The sequence below is a fragment of the Parvibaculum indicum genome, assembly GCF_011762095.1.
Lineage (GTDB): Bacteria > Pseudomonadota > Alphaproteobacteria > Parvibaculales > Parvibaculaceae > Parvibaculum > Parvibaculum indicum.
In genome coordinates, this window is record NZ_JAASQO010000021.1 from 1 (window position 1) to 15,275 (window position 15,275).

Annotated in this window: 16 protein-coding genes and 1 tRNA gene; 5 read left to right on the top strand and 12 right to left on the bottom strand. The window is 64.7% G+C overall.

Translation table 11 applies throughout. The features are described 5' to 3' along the window. Nucleotides 1–209, top strand: a 209-nt coding sequence (locus FHS78_RS19270; protein ID WP_205305378.1) for a hypothetical protein, incomplete at its 5' end; no start/stop codon positions are given. 49 nt (nt 210–258) lie between these two features. On the opposite strand, the gene FHS78_RS18010 is transcribed toward FHS78_RS19270, so the two are convergent. The 4 genes from FHS78_RS18010 to FHS78_RS18025 all read right to left on the bottom strand — a co-directional run bounded on the left by FHS78_RS18010 (nt 259) and on the right by FHS78_RS18025 (nt 4,179). Continuing rightward, the gene (locus FHS78_RS18010) at nt 259–909 is read right to left on the bottom strand and encodes a MarR family winged helix-turn-helix transcriptional regulator (RefSeq protein WP_167095767.1); all 651 of its coding nucleotides are present in this window, start codon (nt 907–909) and stop codon (nt 259–261) included. Between the two features lie 118 nt (nt 910–1,027). Further along, nucleotides 1,028–2,788 carry a helicase HerA domain-containing protein gene (locus FHS78_RS18015; RefSeq protein WP_167095768.1) on the bottom strand — a complete coding sequence of 587 codons (1,761 nt, stop codon included), beginning with the start codon at nt 2,786–2,788 and terminating at the stop codon, nt 1,028–1,030. After that, complete coding sequence (locus FHS78_RS18020) at nt 2,778–3,581, bottom strand: sensor histidine kinase (RefSeq protein ID WP_167095769.1); 804 nt, start codon at nt 3,579–3,581, stop codon at nt 2,778–2,780. Before FHS78_RS18020 ends, FHS78_RS18015 begins: the two co-directional genes overlap by 11 nt. 256 nt (nt 3,582–3,837) lie before the next feature. Continuing rightward, nucleotides 3,838–4,179 (bottom strand): P-II family nitrogen regulator, encoded by a 342-nt coding sequence (locus FHS78_RS18025; RefSeq protein ID WP_167095826.1) that lies wholly within the window; start codon nt 4,177–4,179, stop codon nt 3,838–3,840. Between the two features lie 445 nt (nt 4,180–4,624). Here FHS78_RS18025 and FHS78_RS18030 point away from each other — a divergent pair, with 445 nt between their 5' ends. Further along, nucleotides 4,625–4,813, top strand: a complete 189-nt coding sequence (locus FHS78_RS18030; RefSeq protein ID WP_167095770.1) for a DUF4278 domain-containing protein — start codon at nt 4,625–4,627, stop codon at nt 4,811–4,813. Between the two features lie 210 nt (nt 4,814–5,023). Here FHS78_RS18030 and FHS78_RS18035 read toward each other — a convergent pair. The 6 genes from FHS78_RS18035 to hemC all read right to left on the bottom strand — a co-directional run bounded on the left by FHS78_RS18035 (nt 5,024) and on the right by hemC (nt 11,156). Beyond that, nucleotides 5,024–5,099 (bottom strand) — tRNA-Thr (locus FHS78_RS18035). Nucleotides 5,100–5,233: 134 nt separating this feature from the next. Next, on the bottom strand, nt 5,234–6,232 hold the full coding sequence (locus FHS78_RS18040; RefSeq protein WP_167095771.1) for an alpha/beta fold hydrolase: 999 nt from the start codon (nt 6,230–6,232) through the stop codon (nt 5,234–5,236). Next, complete coding sequence (locus tag FHS78_RS18045) at nt 6,226–7,908, bottom strand: heme biosynthesis protein HemY (protein WP_167095772.1); 1,683 nt, start codon at nt 7,906–7,908, stop codon at nt 6,226–6,228. Before FHS78_RS18045 ends, FHS78_RS18040 begins: the two co-directional genes overlap by 7 nt. 8 nt (nt 7,909–7,916) lie before the next feature. Continuing rightward, nucleotides 7,917–9,404 carry a COG4223 family protein gene (locus tag FHS78_RS18050; protein WP_167095773.1) on the bottom strand — a complete coding sequence of 496 codons (1,488 nt, stop codon included), beginning with the start codon at nt 9,402–9,404 and terminating at the stop codon, nt 7,917–7,919. A 51-nt stretch (nt 9,405–9,455) separates the two neighbouring features. Then, nucleotides 9,456–10,223: a uroporphyrinogen-III synthase gene (locus tag FHS78_RS18055; RefSeq protein WP_167095774.1), complete on the bottom strand. Its 768-nt coding sequence runs from the start codon at nt 10,221–10,223 to the stop codon at nt 9,456–9,458. 6 nt (nt 10,224–10,229) lie between these two features. Then, entirely contained in the window at nt 10,230–11,156 is a 927-nt protein-coding gene (gene hemC / locus FHS78_RS18060; RefSeq protein ID WP_167095775.1) for a hydroxymethylbilane synthase, read from the bottom strand. 183 nt (nt 11,157–11,339) lie between these two features. Here hemC and tsaD point away from each other — a divergent pair, with 183 nt between their 5' ends. Next, a complete protein-coding gene (gene tsaD, locus FHS78_RS18065) occupies nt 11,340–12,422 on the top strand; it encodes a tRNA (adenosine(37)-N6)-threonylcarbamoyltransferase complex transferase subunit TsaD (RefSeq protein WP_167095828.1) in 1,083 nt (360 codons plus the stop codon). 166 nt (nt 12,423–12,588) lie between these two features. Here the strand turns inward: tsaD and FHS78_RS19625 are convergent, their stop codons facing one another. Together FHS78_RS19625 and FHS78_RS18070 are read right to left on the bottom strand one after the other, a co-directional pair. Continuing rightward, a complete protein-coding gene (locus tag FHS78_RS19625; RefSeq protein ID WP_281356710.1) occupies nt 12,589–12,717 on the bottom strand; it encodes a hypothetical protein in 129 nt (42 codons plus the stop codon). Between the two features lie 435 nt (nt 12,718–13,152). Then, on the bottom strand, nt 13,153–13,794 hold the full coding sequence (locus tag FHS78_RS18070) for a TetR/AcrR family transcriptional regulator (RefSeq protein WP_167095776.1): 642 nt from the start codon (nt 13,792–13,794) through the stop codon (nt 13,153–13,155). Nucleotides 13,795–13,883: 89 nt separating this feature from the next. On the opposite strand from FHS78_RS18070, the gene FHS78_RS18075 reads away from it, so the two are divergent. Further along, entirely contained in the window at nt 13,884–14,885 is a 1,002-nt protein-coding gene (locus tag FHS78_RS18075) for an NAD(P)H-dependent glycerol-3-phosphate dehydrogenase (RefSeq protein ID WP_167095777.1), read from the top strand. Nucleotides 14,886–14,981: 96 nt separating this feature from the next. Further along, nucleotides 14,982–15,269: a YciI family protein gene (locus FHS78_RS18080; RefSeq protein ID WP_167095778.1), complete on the top strand. Its 288-nt coding sequence runs from the start codon at nt 14,982–14,984 to the stop codon at nt 15,267–15,269. Nucleotides 15,270–15,275 lie beyond the last annotated feature (6 nt).

Below are 15,275 nucleotides of genomic sequence, written 5' to 3' on the forward strand. Positions count from 1 at the left end.
TAGCCTCCATGGAGAAACTCCTTCCCGCCAATCAACGGGAAGCAAAATCAATCATCACCTCAAAATGCGAAAGGTGGGGCTACAACACCGCTTACACATTTTTGACACGGCGGAGAGGCGAGAAGGGACCGTTACCGGAATATATTGCACCGCACACTGATTATGTGCAACGCAACATAAACTACTGTCGAATCGAATCTGTCTTATGAGGTAAATGGACGCCCCCGACAGGCCAGCAGGCGAGCGGTTGGAAAAATTTCAGGAAGAGGCTGTCCGTTCGCGCCCGGCAGAGGTAGCGTCAGCCTCCTCGCCGGCTTCCCCGGCCGGCTCGCCGCGTCCGGCGACCGTATAGCCGGTCGCTTTCGCTTCGATCGCGCTCAACACGTCCAGCGCCGTTCGAAGGTCCGATTTCGACAATCCGCCCGCCAGCCATTTGCCCGCCGGCGTCTCGCGGTCCCGCATCGCGCGGTAGGCGGCATAGCCACGCGGGGCGATGCGCACCAGCCGCGAACGCTTATGGGCGGGATTGTCGATATACTCCACCATCCCCTCTTTCAGCAGCCGGTTGACGAGCTTCTGGATGAACTGCCGGGAAACCGATCTGAGGCTCGCGAGCTGCGGCACGGTCCGCGGCCCCATCTCGATGAGATTGCGCAGCAACGCCCGGTGCGGCGCGCTGGCATCGGCCTCGCCATGAATACGCGCAGCCATCGCTCCCAGTTCGAAATGGAGCCGGTTCACCGTATCGATGAGTTCGAGAAGGGTCTGGAGCTTCTTGCCCTGCTGGCCCGGAATAAGGGTCAGCGAACCGGGGACGGCACCTGTCGGTGCGTCCTCGGATCCTTTCGGGGACGCACCTTCGGCACTCTCCGGCTGTTCCCTTTCCGAATACTGACGCTTCTTCCCCATCGGACCCTCGAGAATGCATGCAAAAATGCGTGAGAAAGCATATGCGGATATCCGCATCCTAGGGTCGGCTGTCGGCGTGTCAAACGACGTTCCGACGAAAGCTGTCGAAACGGGGTCGTCAGATTTCCTGGGGATCGCCCGGCTCGGCGGCCTCGCATTCGCGCCCGCTGACACGCCAGCGCGCCACGATCTGTTCCAGCCCCTGGCGGTCGAGATTGGGCGCACTCCACGATTGCGAGAAAGCCGCGTTCACGTTGCGCGGCAGCGTGTCGGCCGCGAGATCGTGGAAGCGGATACGCATCGGCATGGCGACGCCCTGCCCGAGGATGATCGCTTCGCGGTCGCCGAGCAGCGGCAGGAAATCGAGAAGGTCGAGCGCGCCGTCATGCGTATTGGCCCGCATCACCTGCTGGTCGCGCTCGGTGGAAAGCCGCATGGCGACCGCCGTGGAACATTGCGACAGGATGGTCGGGTCGAGTTCGGAGGGCCTCTGGCTGACCAGCGCGAGCGACAAGCCGTATTTGCGGCCTTCCTTGGCAATACGCGACAGCGCCTGGCGCGTCGGCATGAACTTGTCGCCGCCATGAGCCGGTGCGTATCGATGCGCCTCTTCGCAGACCAGAAGCATGGGAAGCCCTCCCTTGCTCCAGACCGCGAGATCGAAGGCGATACGCGAAATCACAGACACCACGACATCGAGAATTTCCGGCGGCACGGTCGAAAGGTCGATGACGGTGATCGGCTTGCCATCGCTCGGTATACGGAAGAGTTTGCCAAGAACGTCGGCCATATTGTCCTGAACGGTCAGGCTGCCGAACATGAAACTGTAGCGCTGGTCGCTGACCATCGTTTCGATGCGGCTTTTGAGCCGGCGGTAGGGCACCGTCGTGCGCGTGCGTTCGAGCTTGCCGAGCTGATCGTCGATATAGAACAGCACGTCGGACAGACGGAAAGGCGTCGGCGTTTCGACGGTGATGCCTCCCGTCTCGCCGACGCGGCGCGCAATGGCGGCGCGGCCCGACGAGGCGTCGTGGAAACGCCGCTTCGCATAGAGAACCGCGTCGCTCAGAATTTCCACTTCGGCGTCGTAATGGCCGTCATGGCTGACCAGCGCCGCCGTCAGCTCCTGAAAGTTCAGGAGCCAGAACGGCAGGTTGAGATTGCGGGCATTGATGAGTTCGGCCTGGTCACCGAAAGCGCTGGGATACTCGTTGTGAATATCGAGGACCACTACATGCGCATATTCGTGACCGGCAAGCACACGCTGCAGGATACTCGTCAGCGCGCACGACTTGCCGCAGCCCGTCGTCCCGACAACGATGAAATGCTTGGCCAGAAGGTCGTCGAGCAGAAGTCTCGCAGGCACATTGGCATCCTGAAACAGGCTGCCGACTTCCACCGTCGCCTTGCCCGGCTGGTTGTAGACGCGCGTCAGGTCGTGCCGGTCGGCGAGCAGAACGGGATCGCCAAGCGTTGGAAGACTGGACACACCGCGTTGAAACCTGAGCCTTCCGTCCTTGCTGTCGACAACCACTTCGCCGGCCAGGTTGATCTCGACCAGACCCATATCGACCTGATCGTCCCCATCCGAAGGCGCGGGCGCGCTGACCGCCGAGACGATCCCGACGACCTGATGTTCGCGCGTCGGCACCTTGACCAGCTGACCGATTTCGATGCGCCGGCGAAAACCGCCTTTGTCGCCCGGCAGCTTTTCCATCACGGCCACGGCCTGCGCGCCCGACACCGAAACGATATGCGCGATCCGCACCGGCGGCGAGGCGGGCTTTCCCCGCCGCTCCGAACCGTCGCCGCCGGCTTTCATGCCAGAACCGTCAGAGGTGCCTGACGAGGTGCTGTAATGCCCTTTGTCACGCTTCACCGCCTTTTTCACCTTGGAACGCTGCCATATTGGTCGCAGGCAGCGTGAATACGACTGTGGTGCCCTGCCCGGGCTCGCTGGAAATATGGAATTCGCCGCCATGCAGCCGCGTCAGCGCCGCGGCGATCGGAAGTCCCAGGCCGGTGCCTTCCTGACTGCGGGAAAAAGCCGACTCGACCTGACCGAACGGCGTCATCGCCCTGGCGACCTGCGTCTCGTTCATGCCGATACCGCTGTCGGCGACGGCAAAGCTGACGCTGTTGTTCCGGTTGCCCGCCACCACCAGCACGATCCGGCCGCCCGCGGGCGTGAACTTGTGGGCATTGGACAGGAGATTGATGAGGACCTGCTTCACCCGCCGCTCGTCGAGCATCAGCGGGGGCAGGTCCGGCGTTACCTTGACCTCGAGCGCCTGGCTCTTCTCGCCGATCCGCGGACGCACCATGGAGACGCAGGATTCCACGATCTCCGCCGGATCGTGCCGGCCGAGATCGAGTTTGAAATTCCCGCTCTCGATTTTCGAGATGTCGAGAATATCGCCGATAATGTTGAGAAGGTGCCGACCCGCGCCGGAAATATGGGTGGCATATTCGACCACCCGATCCTGCTGGGCGGCGGTGTCCTGCATGTGCTGGATGAATTCGGAAAAACCGATAATGGCATTGAGGGGCGTTCTGAGTTCATGGCTCATATTGGCCAGAAACTCCGATTTCGCGCGGCTGGCGAGGTCGGATTCGAGCTTGGCTGCGCGCAGCGCCTCCTCGGAGCGCCGCCGCGACATCAATTCGCCCATGTTTTCCGTGTACTGAGAGAGAAGCGAACTTTGCCGCCGCTTCCGCCCCATGCGCTCCGCATACATGCGAAAGGCCCCCGAAAGGCTATCAACAGGTCGCCTTGACCTTAGGACGCGCTTCGTTTCGGGGAGGTAAACGGGTCGTTAGGAAAAACGAGAAGTTTAAGGCTAAATCACATACGGGGCCGCGCTGCGAGGCCGCCGGGGCATGGCTCGCAGGCGACGCCCGGTGCCTGCCCGATCCGGCCTGTCCGCCCTAATCCAGGGCGTTTTCGTTCTGCTCGCCGGTCCGGATCCGGATCACCCGCTCCAGCGGCGTGACGAAAATCTTGCCGTCGCCGATCTTGCCCGTATGGGTGACCTTCTCGATCTCGGCCAGCGCCTTGTCCACCATGCCGGAGGGCACGGCGACATCGATCCGCAGCTTGGGCACGTCGGTCACTTCATATTCACGCCCGCGATAGATTTCCGTCTGCCCCCGCTGGCGGCCGAAACCGGCCACCTGCGTCTTGGTGATCCCTTCGATCCCCAGCGCCACCAGCGCATCGCGCAGCTCATCATACTTATGGGGCCGGATAATCGCCGTGATCATGCGCATGGGAAATTCCTGGTCGTATTGAAGGCCATAATGGACGAGCCGCCGGATCGCCTCCGACCGGGAGGGCAGGTCGGACTGCGCCCGTCTCCATTGATCCACCAGATCGTTGAACTCCCTGGAGGCGACGAGCTGGATGCGCTGATCCAGTTTTTCCATGAAACCACTCCGGCGCGGGGCCGACTTCGTCAGAATCCGCCCGCCTGACTCGACTGTCACATGATGAGGCCGGCCCGGCGTGAGTGACCTAACCCCCTGCTATTCTTGACTTTCTAGCATCCGACGGGGGCCCTGTCCAAACTTTGTGAAATCGCACCAAACGCTGATATTGACAAACTTACACATCTTACCCATATAATGCTTGCAACGGACCGGAAGGGAGGTCCGGAAAGGAACAGCAAAGGCCCGCGCCAACCGCATTGAGAGGCCGGCCGATTTGGAGGATGCAATGATGGACGACGAACTGAACTATCGCGGCGCGCATCATCATGGCGAAGCGAAGAAGGGCCCGAAGGGCAAGCCGACCGACATGCACTATCGCGGCACCGACTTCCGCTCCGACAAGCAGCAGCACGCCGAAAGCCCTAAGAAGCGCGACCATGAGGGCCTGCTCTATCGCGGCGTGCAGCAGCACTGACCTTTGGTATCGGACGTGTCCGGGGCGTTACCCGGACGTAACTTGCTCGGATGCCGCCGCCGGCGCAGCATCCCGGCCGCTTCCCCCAGGGAGCACGACCAACAATAAAAAGCCGGACCAGACTCGAAAGGCCACTCCATGCGCCGGCACGCGCGGGAGTGGCTTCTGTTTGTCCGAAGCCGGAAAAGATGAAGCGATTTCAGGGAAAAGTGGTGCCGCTTGGGTGACTCGAACACCCGACCCCATCATTACGAATGATGTGCTCTACCAACTGAGCTAAAGCGGCCCGCATGGCAGGCGTTTCGAAAACGCCGCCGAAAGAGGCCCTCAAATAACGCGGCGCGCGCCCTTTGGCAATATCCCTGCGACAGGGAAACGCGCAAGCCGCGAAGATTTTCCCGCAAAGACGCGGACGCCACCCTAAGGGGCGTCCGGCAAGGCAGGCTTCGCGGTCCCGCCCAGCGCGAAACTCAGAAACCCTCGCACATCCGCCGCGCTTTTTTCCGGCACCTCTTCCATTGGCACATGCCCCGCATCGGGATAGGTGACGATTTGCGCCTGCGGAATACGCTTCTTGAACGCCGCCGCCACGGAAACCGGAATGAGATGGTCCTGCGCGCCCCACATCACCAGCACCGGCACCTCGATCTCCGGCAGCCTTACGGCGAGGCTGTCGTCGTCCGGCTTGAAACCGGCGAACCGAAGGGCCGTCGCCCGGCGATTGCCGTCGTAAAGCGTGAGATCGTAATAGCGGTCCACCATCGCCGGCGTCACCTTGGACGGATCGGCGAAGACGCTCTTCACGCCTTCCTCGACGAGGGCGCGCGGCGTTACCCAGCGCATGACGACGCGCCCGATGGAACTGCTGGCGAGTTGAAAGGCGAGCGGCGCCTTCTCGTCCTCGGAATGCCGGCGCGGAATACCGGCGGAATCGACAAGGATCAGCGCCGAGACCTTATCCGGATGGTCGACCGTATATTGAGCGGCAACCCCGCCGCCCATGGAATTGCCGCCGATAGCGAAACGGTCCATGCCGAGCTTCACCATCACCTCATCGACGAAATCGGCCATCCCCTTGCGGCTGTAATCGTCGCCCGGCACGGCCCCGGTGAGCCCGTGCCCCGGCAGGTCCATGGTCACGATACGGTAGCTGTCGCCCAGTTGCGCCGCCCATGGCTCCCAGGTCTGGAGCGAGGCGTTGGACCCGTGCAACAACAAAAGCACCGGCCCGGCCTCATCGCCCTGCACCCGCACATGCGCATCCGCGCCTCCCGGCAGCTCGATGAACCGCGATGGCGGCTGCGCATATTCGGCAACGAGTTCATCCCTGGGAATGTCGAAGCGGACCGCCGCGATGGCGATGACGACCAGCGCGGCAAGGACCAGCCCTGCGATCCCCCAGACAAAGCGTTTCACCATTTCGTCGAGCCCTCCCGCGCCTCGTCCTCATCCCCATCGGGACCGGGATCGTCGGGCACGGGCGGCACGATGACAAGGTCTTCTTCCGCTTTCGTCCCGTCTTTGGCGGGAGACGCCTTCGCGGGAGTATCGGGTTGCGGGGCGTCGGCTTTTTCCGGCGCGGATTTTCCGGCCGTCTCCGCGCTCGACGCGCCAGGTTGCGCGACCGGCGAGCGAAGCTTTTCCGTCACGTCCCGGGCATCGTCGCCCGGCGCGGAGAAGGGCTCCGGCTCGACCGCTTCGGTGACCACGCTCTCATGCCGGTCTTCCGGCGCGCCTTCCGCGCCGCCCGGCATGCCGGAGGCGGGCAGCCGGATGGACGGCGTCGCCCAGGTCAGCGCATCGAATTCGCCGGTGACGGGATTGATCGGCGACCAGCGCGGCGAGCGATAGGCCTCGCCCACCCATTGCGGATCGTCCGGCGCATGCAGCGCGCGGGCAAGCCAGCCGCGCGACGAGCCGCGATTGCCGAACTCGCCTTCCTCGATCTCCGCCATCAATTCGCAGACCCGGCGCGTCGGCGCCTCTTCCGCGCCGGGACCGGTAAAGGGAGCGAGCGCCTTGCGCGCGGCCTGCCAGTCGCGCGCGCCAATGGCCGCGCGCGCCACCAGGATCCGGCTCTCGGCATGATCGGGCGCCAGCTTCTCCAGTTCATGGGCCCGCGTCAGACGGTCATAGGCGCTCTCGCCCTCCACCATTTCCAGCCAGGCGCCGGCAAGATCGGGATGAGGGTCATGCGCCCAGCCGTCCCGAACGAGCTTCATCGCCTTACGCGTCCGTCCCGTTGCCGCGGCGGCGCGCACGGCAAGCCCCATGGCCGGCGGGAAATAGGGAACGAGTGACAGGGCTTCCGACGCCAGCCGATAGGCCCGGCCGAATGCCTTGCGGCCTGCATCGCCCGGCTGCATACGCGCGGCAACTTCCGCCTCCTGGGCCTGTGCCGTCAGCAGCACGGCGCGGCGCCTTCGGGCGCTCTCCCGGTCGACGAGCTTGGAAGCGAGCTCCGCGTCCAGCACGTCGAGCGCGGCCTTCCAGTTTTCTTCCGCCGCCTCGATCTCGAAAACGGCCTGCGCCGCCCAGGGCGTGTTGGGGCGCAGCTTGAAGGCACGCCTGGCGATCTTGAGCGCCTCATCGCGGTCGCCCGCACGCTTGGCCTGAATGAAAAGACCGCGAAGCCCGAGAAATTCCGTTTCCGGCGTCGCGATCATCTGGCGGAAATATCCCGCCGCGGCATGATCGTCGCCTTCAAGCTGAGCGGCCTGCGCCGACAAGAGTAGCGTCAGCGACGGCGCATCGAGAAGCTCGCGCGCATCCTTGGCAAAGCGTTTCGCATCGCCCGCATCGCCGGCGGCCACCGCCACCATGCCGCGCGAAAGCGCCAGGAAGCCCTTCTTCTGCCGTCGCTCCTGAAAATAGCGCGTCAGTTCCGCCGGGCTGCCCATCGCGCTGACGAAGAGGCGATAGATAAAGAGTGCGAGGAAAGCAACGACGGCGAGCAGCGCGATCCCGACAACGAAGCTCGTGCGGATCTCATAGCCGCGCCAATGCATGACGAGCTGGCCGGGATTGTCGGCGAGCCAGATGCCGATGGCGGACAGCGCCGCGATCACGAGAAATATGTAAAAGGCACGCAGCATGGGGCAACTCAGCCTTTCAGTTCGGCAAGACGCGCCGTGACACGAGCCGTCAGCTCACGGACGAGTTTCTCCGCATCGAGACGCTTCCGCGCATCCGCCATCCAGGGCGCCGCGGCGTCGGCGGCCGCGCCTTTCAGCGTCTCGCCCTGCGCCACCGCGCCGGCGAGGTCGCCTTCCTTCAGCTTTTCTTCCATCCGCGCCACGACGGCTTCCGTGCTGTCGCCGGAAATCTCGCCGGTCCGCCGCACGGTGACGAGCGAGGCGGCATTGGCAAGGAAACGATCCCAGATGCTGCTGTCGCCTTCGCGGCGGGCGGCGTCGAAAATCTTCTCGATCAGCGGCTCGAAACGATCTTTCAGCGCCGCGCGCGTCGGCACGCCGTTCGCCGCCGCCTCGTCGAGCGCCGCCGGCACTTCCTCCTTCGGCAGGAAGGAGGAGACCGTCTCGAGCTCGGTCTCGAACGGGCCCGCCCCTTCAATGGCGCGGGAAAGATTGGCCAACGCCAGCGCAAGCGCGGCACGTTGTGCGGCATCCGGATCGTCAGCCTTCTGCTCCAGCGCGGCGAGGCGCGTTTCCATCCGCTGAAGCTGCGGCTCCAGCTTCTCGATCTGGGCGCCGAGTTTGCCGATCATCGCATCGAGACGCGCCACCTTGTCGTCGAGACCGGCGGAGGGCAGTTGCGCCTGCATTTCGCCAAGCCGGTTCTGCGCGGCGACGGCGGCCTTGTTCGCCTCGGTGATCGTGTCCGCCAGCCCGGCATTGCGTTCTTCGAGCGCGTCGAGACGGGCGGTCAGTTTTTCCACCGCCTCCGTCGAAGCCCCGCCGCCCGCACCCGCGGTTTCGTCGCGCGCGGCCACTTCCTGTTCGAGACCGCCAAGACGCGCATCCAGAGGCTCAAGCGCCTTGCCGATGGCGGCCTGCACATCCGGCTGCCCGCTTTCCACGCTCTCCATCCTGTCGGCAATATCGGCGATGGCCTGCTTGTTCGCATCCACCGCGTCCGCCGTCCCGGAGGTGCCGTCGGGCTCGGCAATGCCGAAATGCCAGGCGATGACGACCACCGCCGCGGCGCCCGCGATCCCGGAAATGAGACCGCTGATGAGGTGGAGATGGCTGGCCGGCGACGCGGCCAGCGGCGGCGGAGATTTCGCATCGTCTCCGCCATTGCCGTTACCGCCGCCCTTGCCGCCCGTTGAAGCGGTTTTCGGCTTGCCTGCTTCCGAGGCAGCGCTCTTTGACCCCGCACTTTCGGAAGAGCCCCCCGCCTTTTCCGTGCCTGCGGCCCCCTTCGGCGCGTCGGCCTTCACTTCCTCCGCCTTGCCGTCCAGCACCTTGGGGCGTTTCCGCTGGGGCTCTGCGCCGGCCCCCTTGCCCTGCCCCTGCGCACCGGGCTTCAGCACCTCCGCATCGGGAGATGCTTTCCCGCTCTCGGCACCGGCATCGCCGTCCGCGGGTTTCTGGGAGCCGGGTTTTTTCGGACCGTTCGCATCGCTCATCGGGGGGCATCCATCTATTTGTCGACTCGATACTATAAGGGCTCGGGGCCCTCAGGTCAGGTCGTCGCGGGCCGCAAGGCCCGTCTTGTTCACAAGCTCAATCAACGCGGCCTGTTCCGGCCTTGCGGCAACATGAACCCGCCTGAAGACGGCGGTTCCGCTTTCGCGCCCCGGGGCATCGGCCAGCGCCCCGGCAACGGCGCCGGACAGGCAGAACGCCTCGAGCCCGGCCAGCGCCCCGTCGAGGCCCGCCTCATGCACCAGCGACATGAAAAGCGCCGCCGTGCGCGGCGAATAGAGCAGCACGCCGTCCACATCGCGGGCCTCCAGCGCGGCATGCGCCACATCGGGCAGGAAGCGAACCGGGCGCGCCTCGTAAAGCACCGCGCGAACCACCTCGAACCCCTTCACGCCCAGCATGGCCTGCAGGTCGCCCGCCGTCACGCTGCCCGCGACATGCAGAAGCCGCCCGGCACCGGGCGAAAGCTCGGCGCAGACGAGATCGGCCAGCGCCTCCACATCGCCGTCGGCGCTGCGGACCCGGGCAAACCCCGCCGCGCGGGCCGCCGCCGCCGACGCCTGCCCGACCGCATATACGGGAACGGCCTTCATCGCCATGGCCTCGCTGCGCGCCGCCAGCGCCCTGGCGCCATTGGCGCTGGTGACGAGGATCGCCTGCCACTCCCCCGCCGGCAGCTCGGCGGTGTCGTGAAAATCGATTTCCATCAGCGGGGCGAGAACGGCTTCATGCCCGCTTTCGGCCAGAGCCGCCATCAGCTTGCCCGCATCGGCTTCCGGTCTCGTGACGAGGAGCCGCATATCGCCTCATACCGTCTGGAAGAATTGGGGGCCGGCGCGGGATTTGAGATCCTCGCCCGCTTCGACGCCAAGGCTTTCCGCCTCGCCGGCAAGGCCTTCTCGCGAGGTCTCGACGACTTCCGCCCCGTCCGGCGTCAGGATCATGCCGGTAAGCCGCATCCGCTTGCCGGAAATCTCCGCCAGCGCCGCGATCGGCGTGCGGCAGGACCCGTCCAGCACCCGCAGCAGCGCGCGCTCCGCCGTAACGCGCAACCCCGTCGCGGCATGATGGATCAGGGAAAGCGCTTCCGCCGCCTCGTCGTCATCGGCCCGGCGCTCCACGCCCACCGCGCCCTGGGCGACGGCGGGAAGAATTTCGTCCGCCGACAGCGGCGCCGTCACGCGGTCCGTCAGTCCCATGCGGGTAAGCCCCGCCATGGCCAGCAGCGTTGCGTCGGCCACGCCCTCTTCGAGCTTGCGCAGCCGCGTATCCACATTGCCGCGAAACGGAACGATTTCGATGTCGGGCCGGCGCAGCTTCACCTGCGCGGCGCGGCGCAGGGAAGACGTGCCGACCACCGCGCCTTCCGGCAGATCGGCCAGCGAACCCGCCTTGAACGACAGGAACGCATCGCGCGGATCCACCCTTTCCAGAATGCAGTCGATCAGCAGCCCGTCCGGCAGCACCGTCGGCATGTCCTTCATGGAATGGACGGCGATATCGATGCTCTTGTCGATGAGCCCGTCCTCGATTTCCTGCGTGAAAAGCCCCTTGCCGCCGAGTTCGGAGAGATTGCGGTCCTGCACCCGGTCGCCCTGCGTGGAGATGACGACGACCTCCGTCGCCTCTTCCACCGGACGGCCCAGCGCCGCCGCGAGCCGCGCCGCGACATCGTTTGCCTGAATGAGCGCGAGCCTGGACCCGCGTGTGCCGATGCGATAGCGGCGTTGCATGCGTCTTACCGTTCCTGTATGCGCCCCTTCTGGAGCGCGGACCATTCCTGCAAGCGCCCGCTTTCAAAGGGGCGCCAAACTCCGACGCGCCCCTTATATAGTGTTTCGTCCCTCTTTCGAGAGGGGCGCATGGCCGCATTGGCCAAAGAAAACCCGGGAAAGGCACCACACGTGCAACCCATACTGACCGTTCTGGGCATCGAGACGAGCTGCGACGAGACCGCGGCGGCCGTGGTGCGTCTGGAGCCCGGCGATACGGCCATCGGGATCAGAGGCGAGATCCTCTCCAATGTGGTCTTTTCCCAGATCGACGATCATGCGCCCTATGGCGGCGTGGTGCCGGAAATCGCCGCCCGCGCCCATATCGAACATCTGGACGGGCTGATCGAGCGCGCCCTGTCGGAAGCCGGGCTCGGCTGGGACGATCTCGACGGTATCGCGGCGACCTCCGGCCCGGGCCTCATCGGCGGCGTGATCGTCGGCCTGATGACGGCCAAGGGCATCGCCGCCGCGCGCGGCCTGCCGCTCATCGGCGTCAACCATCTGGAAGGCCATGCGCTGACCGCGCGGCTGACCGACGGTCTGCCCTTCCCCTATCTGTTGCTGCTCGTCTCGGGCGGCCACAGCCAGCTTCTCGTCGTGGAAGATGTCGGGAAATACCGCCGCCTCGGCACCACCATCGACGACGCTGTGGGCGAGGCCTTCGACAAGGTCGCCAAGCTGATGGGGATCGGCTATCCGGGCGGTCCGGCGGTGGAGAAACTGGCAAGAAAAGGCGATGCCGCGCGCTTTGCCTTCCCCCGCCCGCTCCTCAACAGGCCCGGTTGCGACTTTTCCTTTTCCGGCCTGAAGACCGCCGTGCGCCAGGCCATCGAGGCTTTCGACCCGCTGACGGAAAAGGACAAGGCCGATATCGCCGCCTCCTTCCAGGCGGCCGTGGCCGACGTGCTCTCCGACCGCGCGGAGATCGCGATGGCGCAAGCCGATCTCGTCATCCCGGAAGGGTATCGTCGCTTTGCGGTGGCCGGCGGCGTCGCCGCCAATATGGCACTGCGCGAACGCCTTCTCGGCACCGCCCATGCCTGCGGCTACGAGTTCGTCACCCTGCCGCTCAGACTCTGCACCGACAATGCGGCGATGATCGCCTGGGCCGGCGCGGAACATCTCGCCCGCGGCGAAACCGATGCGCTGGACGTCGCGCCCCGCGCGCGCTGGCCGCTCGACCCCGACGCCGCCCCCGCCCGGGGCGCCGGCGTGAAAGCCTGACCGCGTCTCCAATTAAAAAAGGCCCCGATACCGGGGAAACGGTATCGGGGCAAATGGACCTCATACAAGGCCCGGGGGGTCGCCGGCTCTCCAAAGGGGGAGGGTGAAAGCCGGCTGAGGGAACGCCCTTGAAAGGCGGAGGTCGGGGGGAGGATCGCCCCTCGCCTTACATGATCGTTGCAACGCCACCCGACAGCAGGATCAGCGACACCGCATAGGCTGCGAGGACCGCGGCGGCGGCGAGGCCGGTGCCCCTGTCCAGAAGCGCGTCCAGATTATGTGCGGTGTGTTTCATCTTCCGATCCTCGATTGCGGCTGGCGGCCCGGCAGCCCGGCGAACCGGCCTGCCGTCGAATCTTCGGCGTCTCAGACGCCGTACTGGGTGACGACCTGCGCAAAAAGCGCGACCGCGTAGCTCGCAAGCGTGAGGGCGGCGAGCTTGTAGGAAACCTTGCGGGGCTGAATGTTCATCATGGGTCTTCTCCTGTGCCTGTAGGAGGGCAGCGTCTCGGCGCTCTCCAGTGCCGATGACGAGGATTTAGGAGACCCCTGAACGAAAAACAATGAACAAAACAAAAAATATTCACCGTTCAGCATTCATGTTGCCGCGATGCAACAGATATTTACACGAAAAAATCAAGTAAATTAAGCAAAATCAACTACTTACGCAGCTTGCTGCAATCGCACCAAGCTGCGAAAAATTTTTGTGCAGTGCGAGAAAAAAGGCCCGTCAGGCCTCGACAGACGCGGTTTCCACAGCCGGAACGCCCGGATCCGCCATCTCCATACCGGCCCGCATGGCGCCGGCAATGAGCGCATAGACCCCTTCGAGTTCCCGCTCGAGCTGTTCGAGCGACAGGCTCGTGAAAAGCTGGGGATACATGAACTTCATCGTGGCGGACTGGATGACCTCGGAGACGAAGGCGGGATCGGCCACCCGGAATTCGCCCGAGGCATTGCCGAACTCGATGATCCTGCGCAGCACCTCGCGCTCGCGGCTCAGGCCTTCATTGAAGAAATTCGGCCGCTCGGTCGCGACGATCTGGGCCATCTGAACGAGTTTCGGATCCTTCTCCAGCGTGTGGAACGTCTCCCGCAAATCCTCGAACAGGAAATCGTGCAGGCGTTCCGAAGCGCTGCGGCCCGGTTGCGTGAGGATACGGGAGAGCGCCGTCGCATTCTGGATCGAGGCATTGCGGCAGATTTCTTCCGCAATATCGAGCTTGCCCGGAAAATAACGATAGATATTGCCCGGCGACATCTCGCAGTCTTCCGCAAGCTCGGCCATGGTTGTCTTCGTGTAGCCGTAATGCTTGAAACGGCTGCGGGCGGCTTCGATGATTTTTGTTCTGGGATCGTCGCTATCTGTCATTTGAACGATTATAAGCAAGACCATTGAACGATCAATGAACCGTTCAATCTTCAGCCGCGTGTTCCGGGCGGCGAAATACGAGAGGTCCAATGCGGCAGTTTGAAAAAATCGGCGTCATAGGCGCAGGCGCCTGGGGAACGGCGCTGGCACAGGTGGCGGCGGACGCCGGGCGGGACGTCACCATATGGGCCCGCGAGCCCGACGTCGTCGAAAGTATAAACGCCACACACGAAAATGCGACCTTTCTGTCCGGCGTGGACCTCGATCGCGGCATCGACGCAACCGGCGATCTCACCGCCGCCGCCCGCGCCGATGCGCTGCTGATCGTCACGCCCGCCCAGTTCGTGCGCGCCACGCTGAAAGAGATGGCGCCGCATCTGGCTCCCGGCACACCCGTCATACTCTGCGCCAAGGGGATCGAGCAACGAACTGGCTCCCTGCTGACGCAAGTGCTGACGGAGACGGTGCCGCAAGCCGCCGCAGCGGTTCTTTCCGGCCCGAGCTTCGCCCGCGAGGTCGCCATGGGCCTGCCCACTGCGGTGACGCTGGCCTGCGCCGACGAGACCCTCGGCCACGCACTGGCTAAGGCCGTCGGCTCGCGCACCTTCCGCCCCTATTACTCGACCGACCTCACCGGCGCCGAGATCGGCGGCGCGGTGAAAAACGTCCTCGCCATTGCCTGCGGCGTGGTGGAAGGCCGCCGGCTCGGCGCCAGCGCCCGCGCTGCGCTGACCACGCGCGGCTTCGCGGAAATGACCCGCCTCGGCCTCGCCCTTGGCGCGAAACGCGAAACGCTGACCGGGCTTTCCGGCCTTGGCGATCTCATCCTCACCTGCAACTCGCCTCAATCGCGCAACATGTCGCTCGGCATCGCATTGGGCGAGGGCAAACCGCTCGACGAGATCATGGGCGCGCGCAATTCGGTGAGCGAAGGCGTCCATACCGCCACCGCGCTCGCCGACCTTGCCAATGCCAGGCAGGTCGATATGCCGATCGCGCAGGCCGTCGCGGCCATCGTGACGGGCCGCATGGAAGTCGACGAGGCGATGGTCGCGCTCCTCTCCCGCCCGTTCCGCGCGGAAGGCGAATAGGCGACGCCGCCATGCCGTCGGGTCCGATCCCTCTTGGGCATGGGGGCCGTTCCGGATAGTCTCGCGCCAAACCACGCCTATGGAAGGTTCCCCGACATGCTTTTCTGTCTCTACTGCACCGACAAACCGGATTCGGTCGATATCCGCCTCGCCAATCGCGATGCCCATCTGAAGTATTGGGCCGATGCGGGCTGCGTGAAGATCGGCGGCCCCTTCACCACCGATGACGGCGCCACCATGAACGGCTCGATGCTGGTGATCGATGTCGCGGACAAGGCGAAAGCCCAAGCGCTGGTCGAGAACGATCCCTACAACAAGGCGGGTCTCTTCCAGTCCGCCGAAATCCGCGCCTGGAAATGGCTGCTGGGACCGCAACAGGGCTGACGGGAG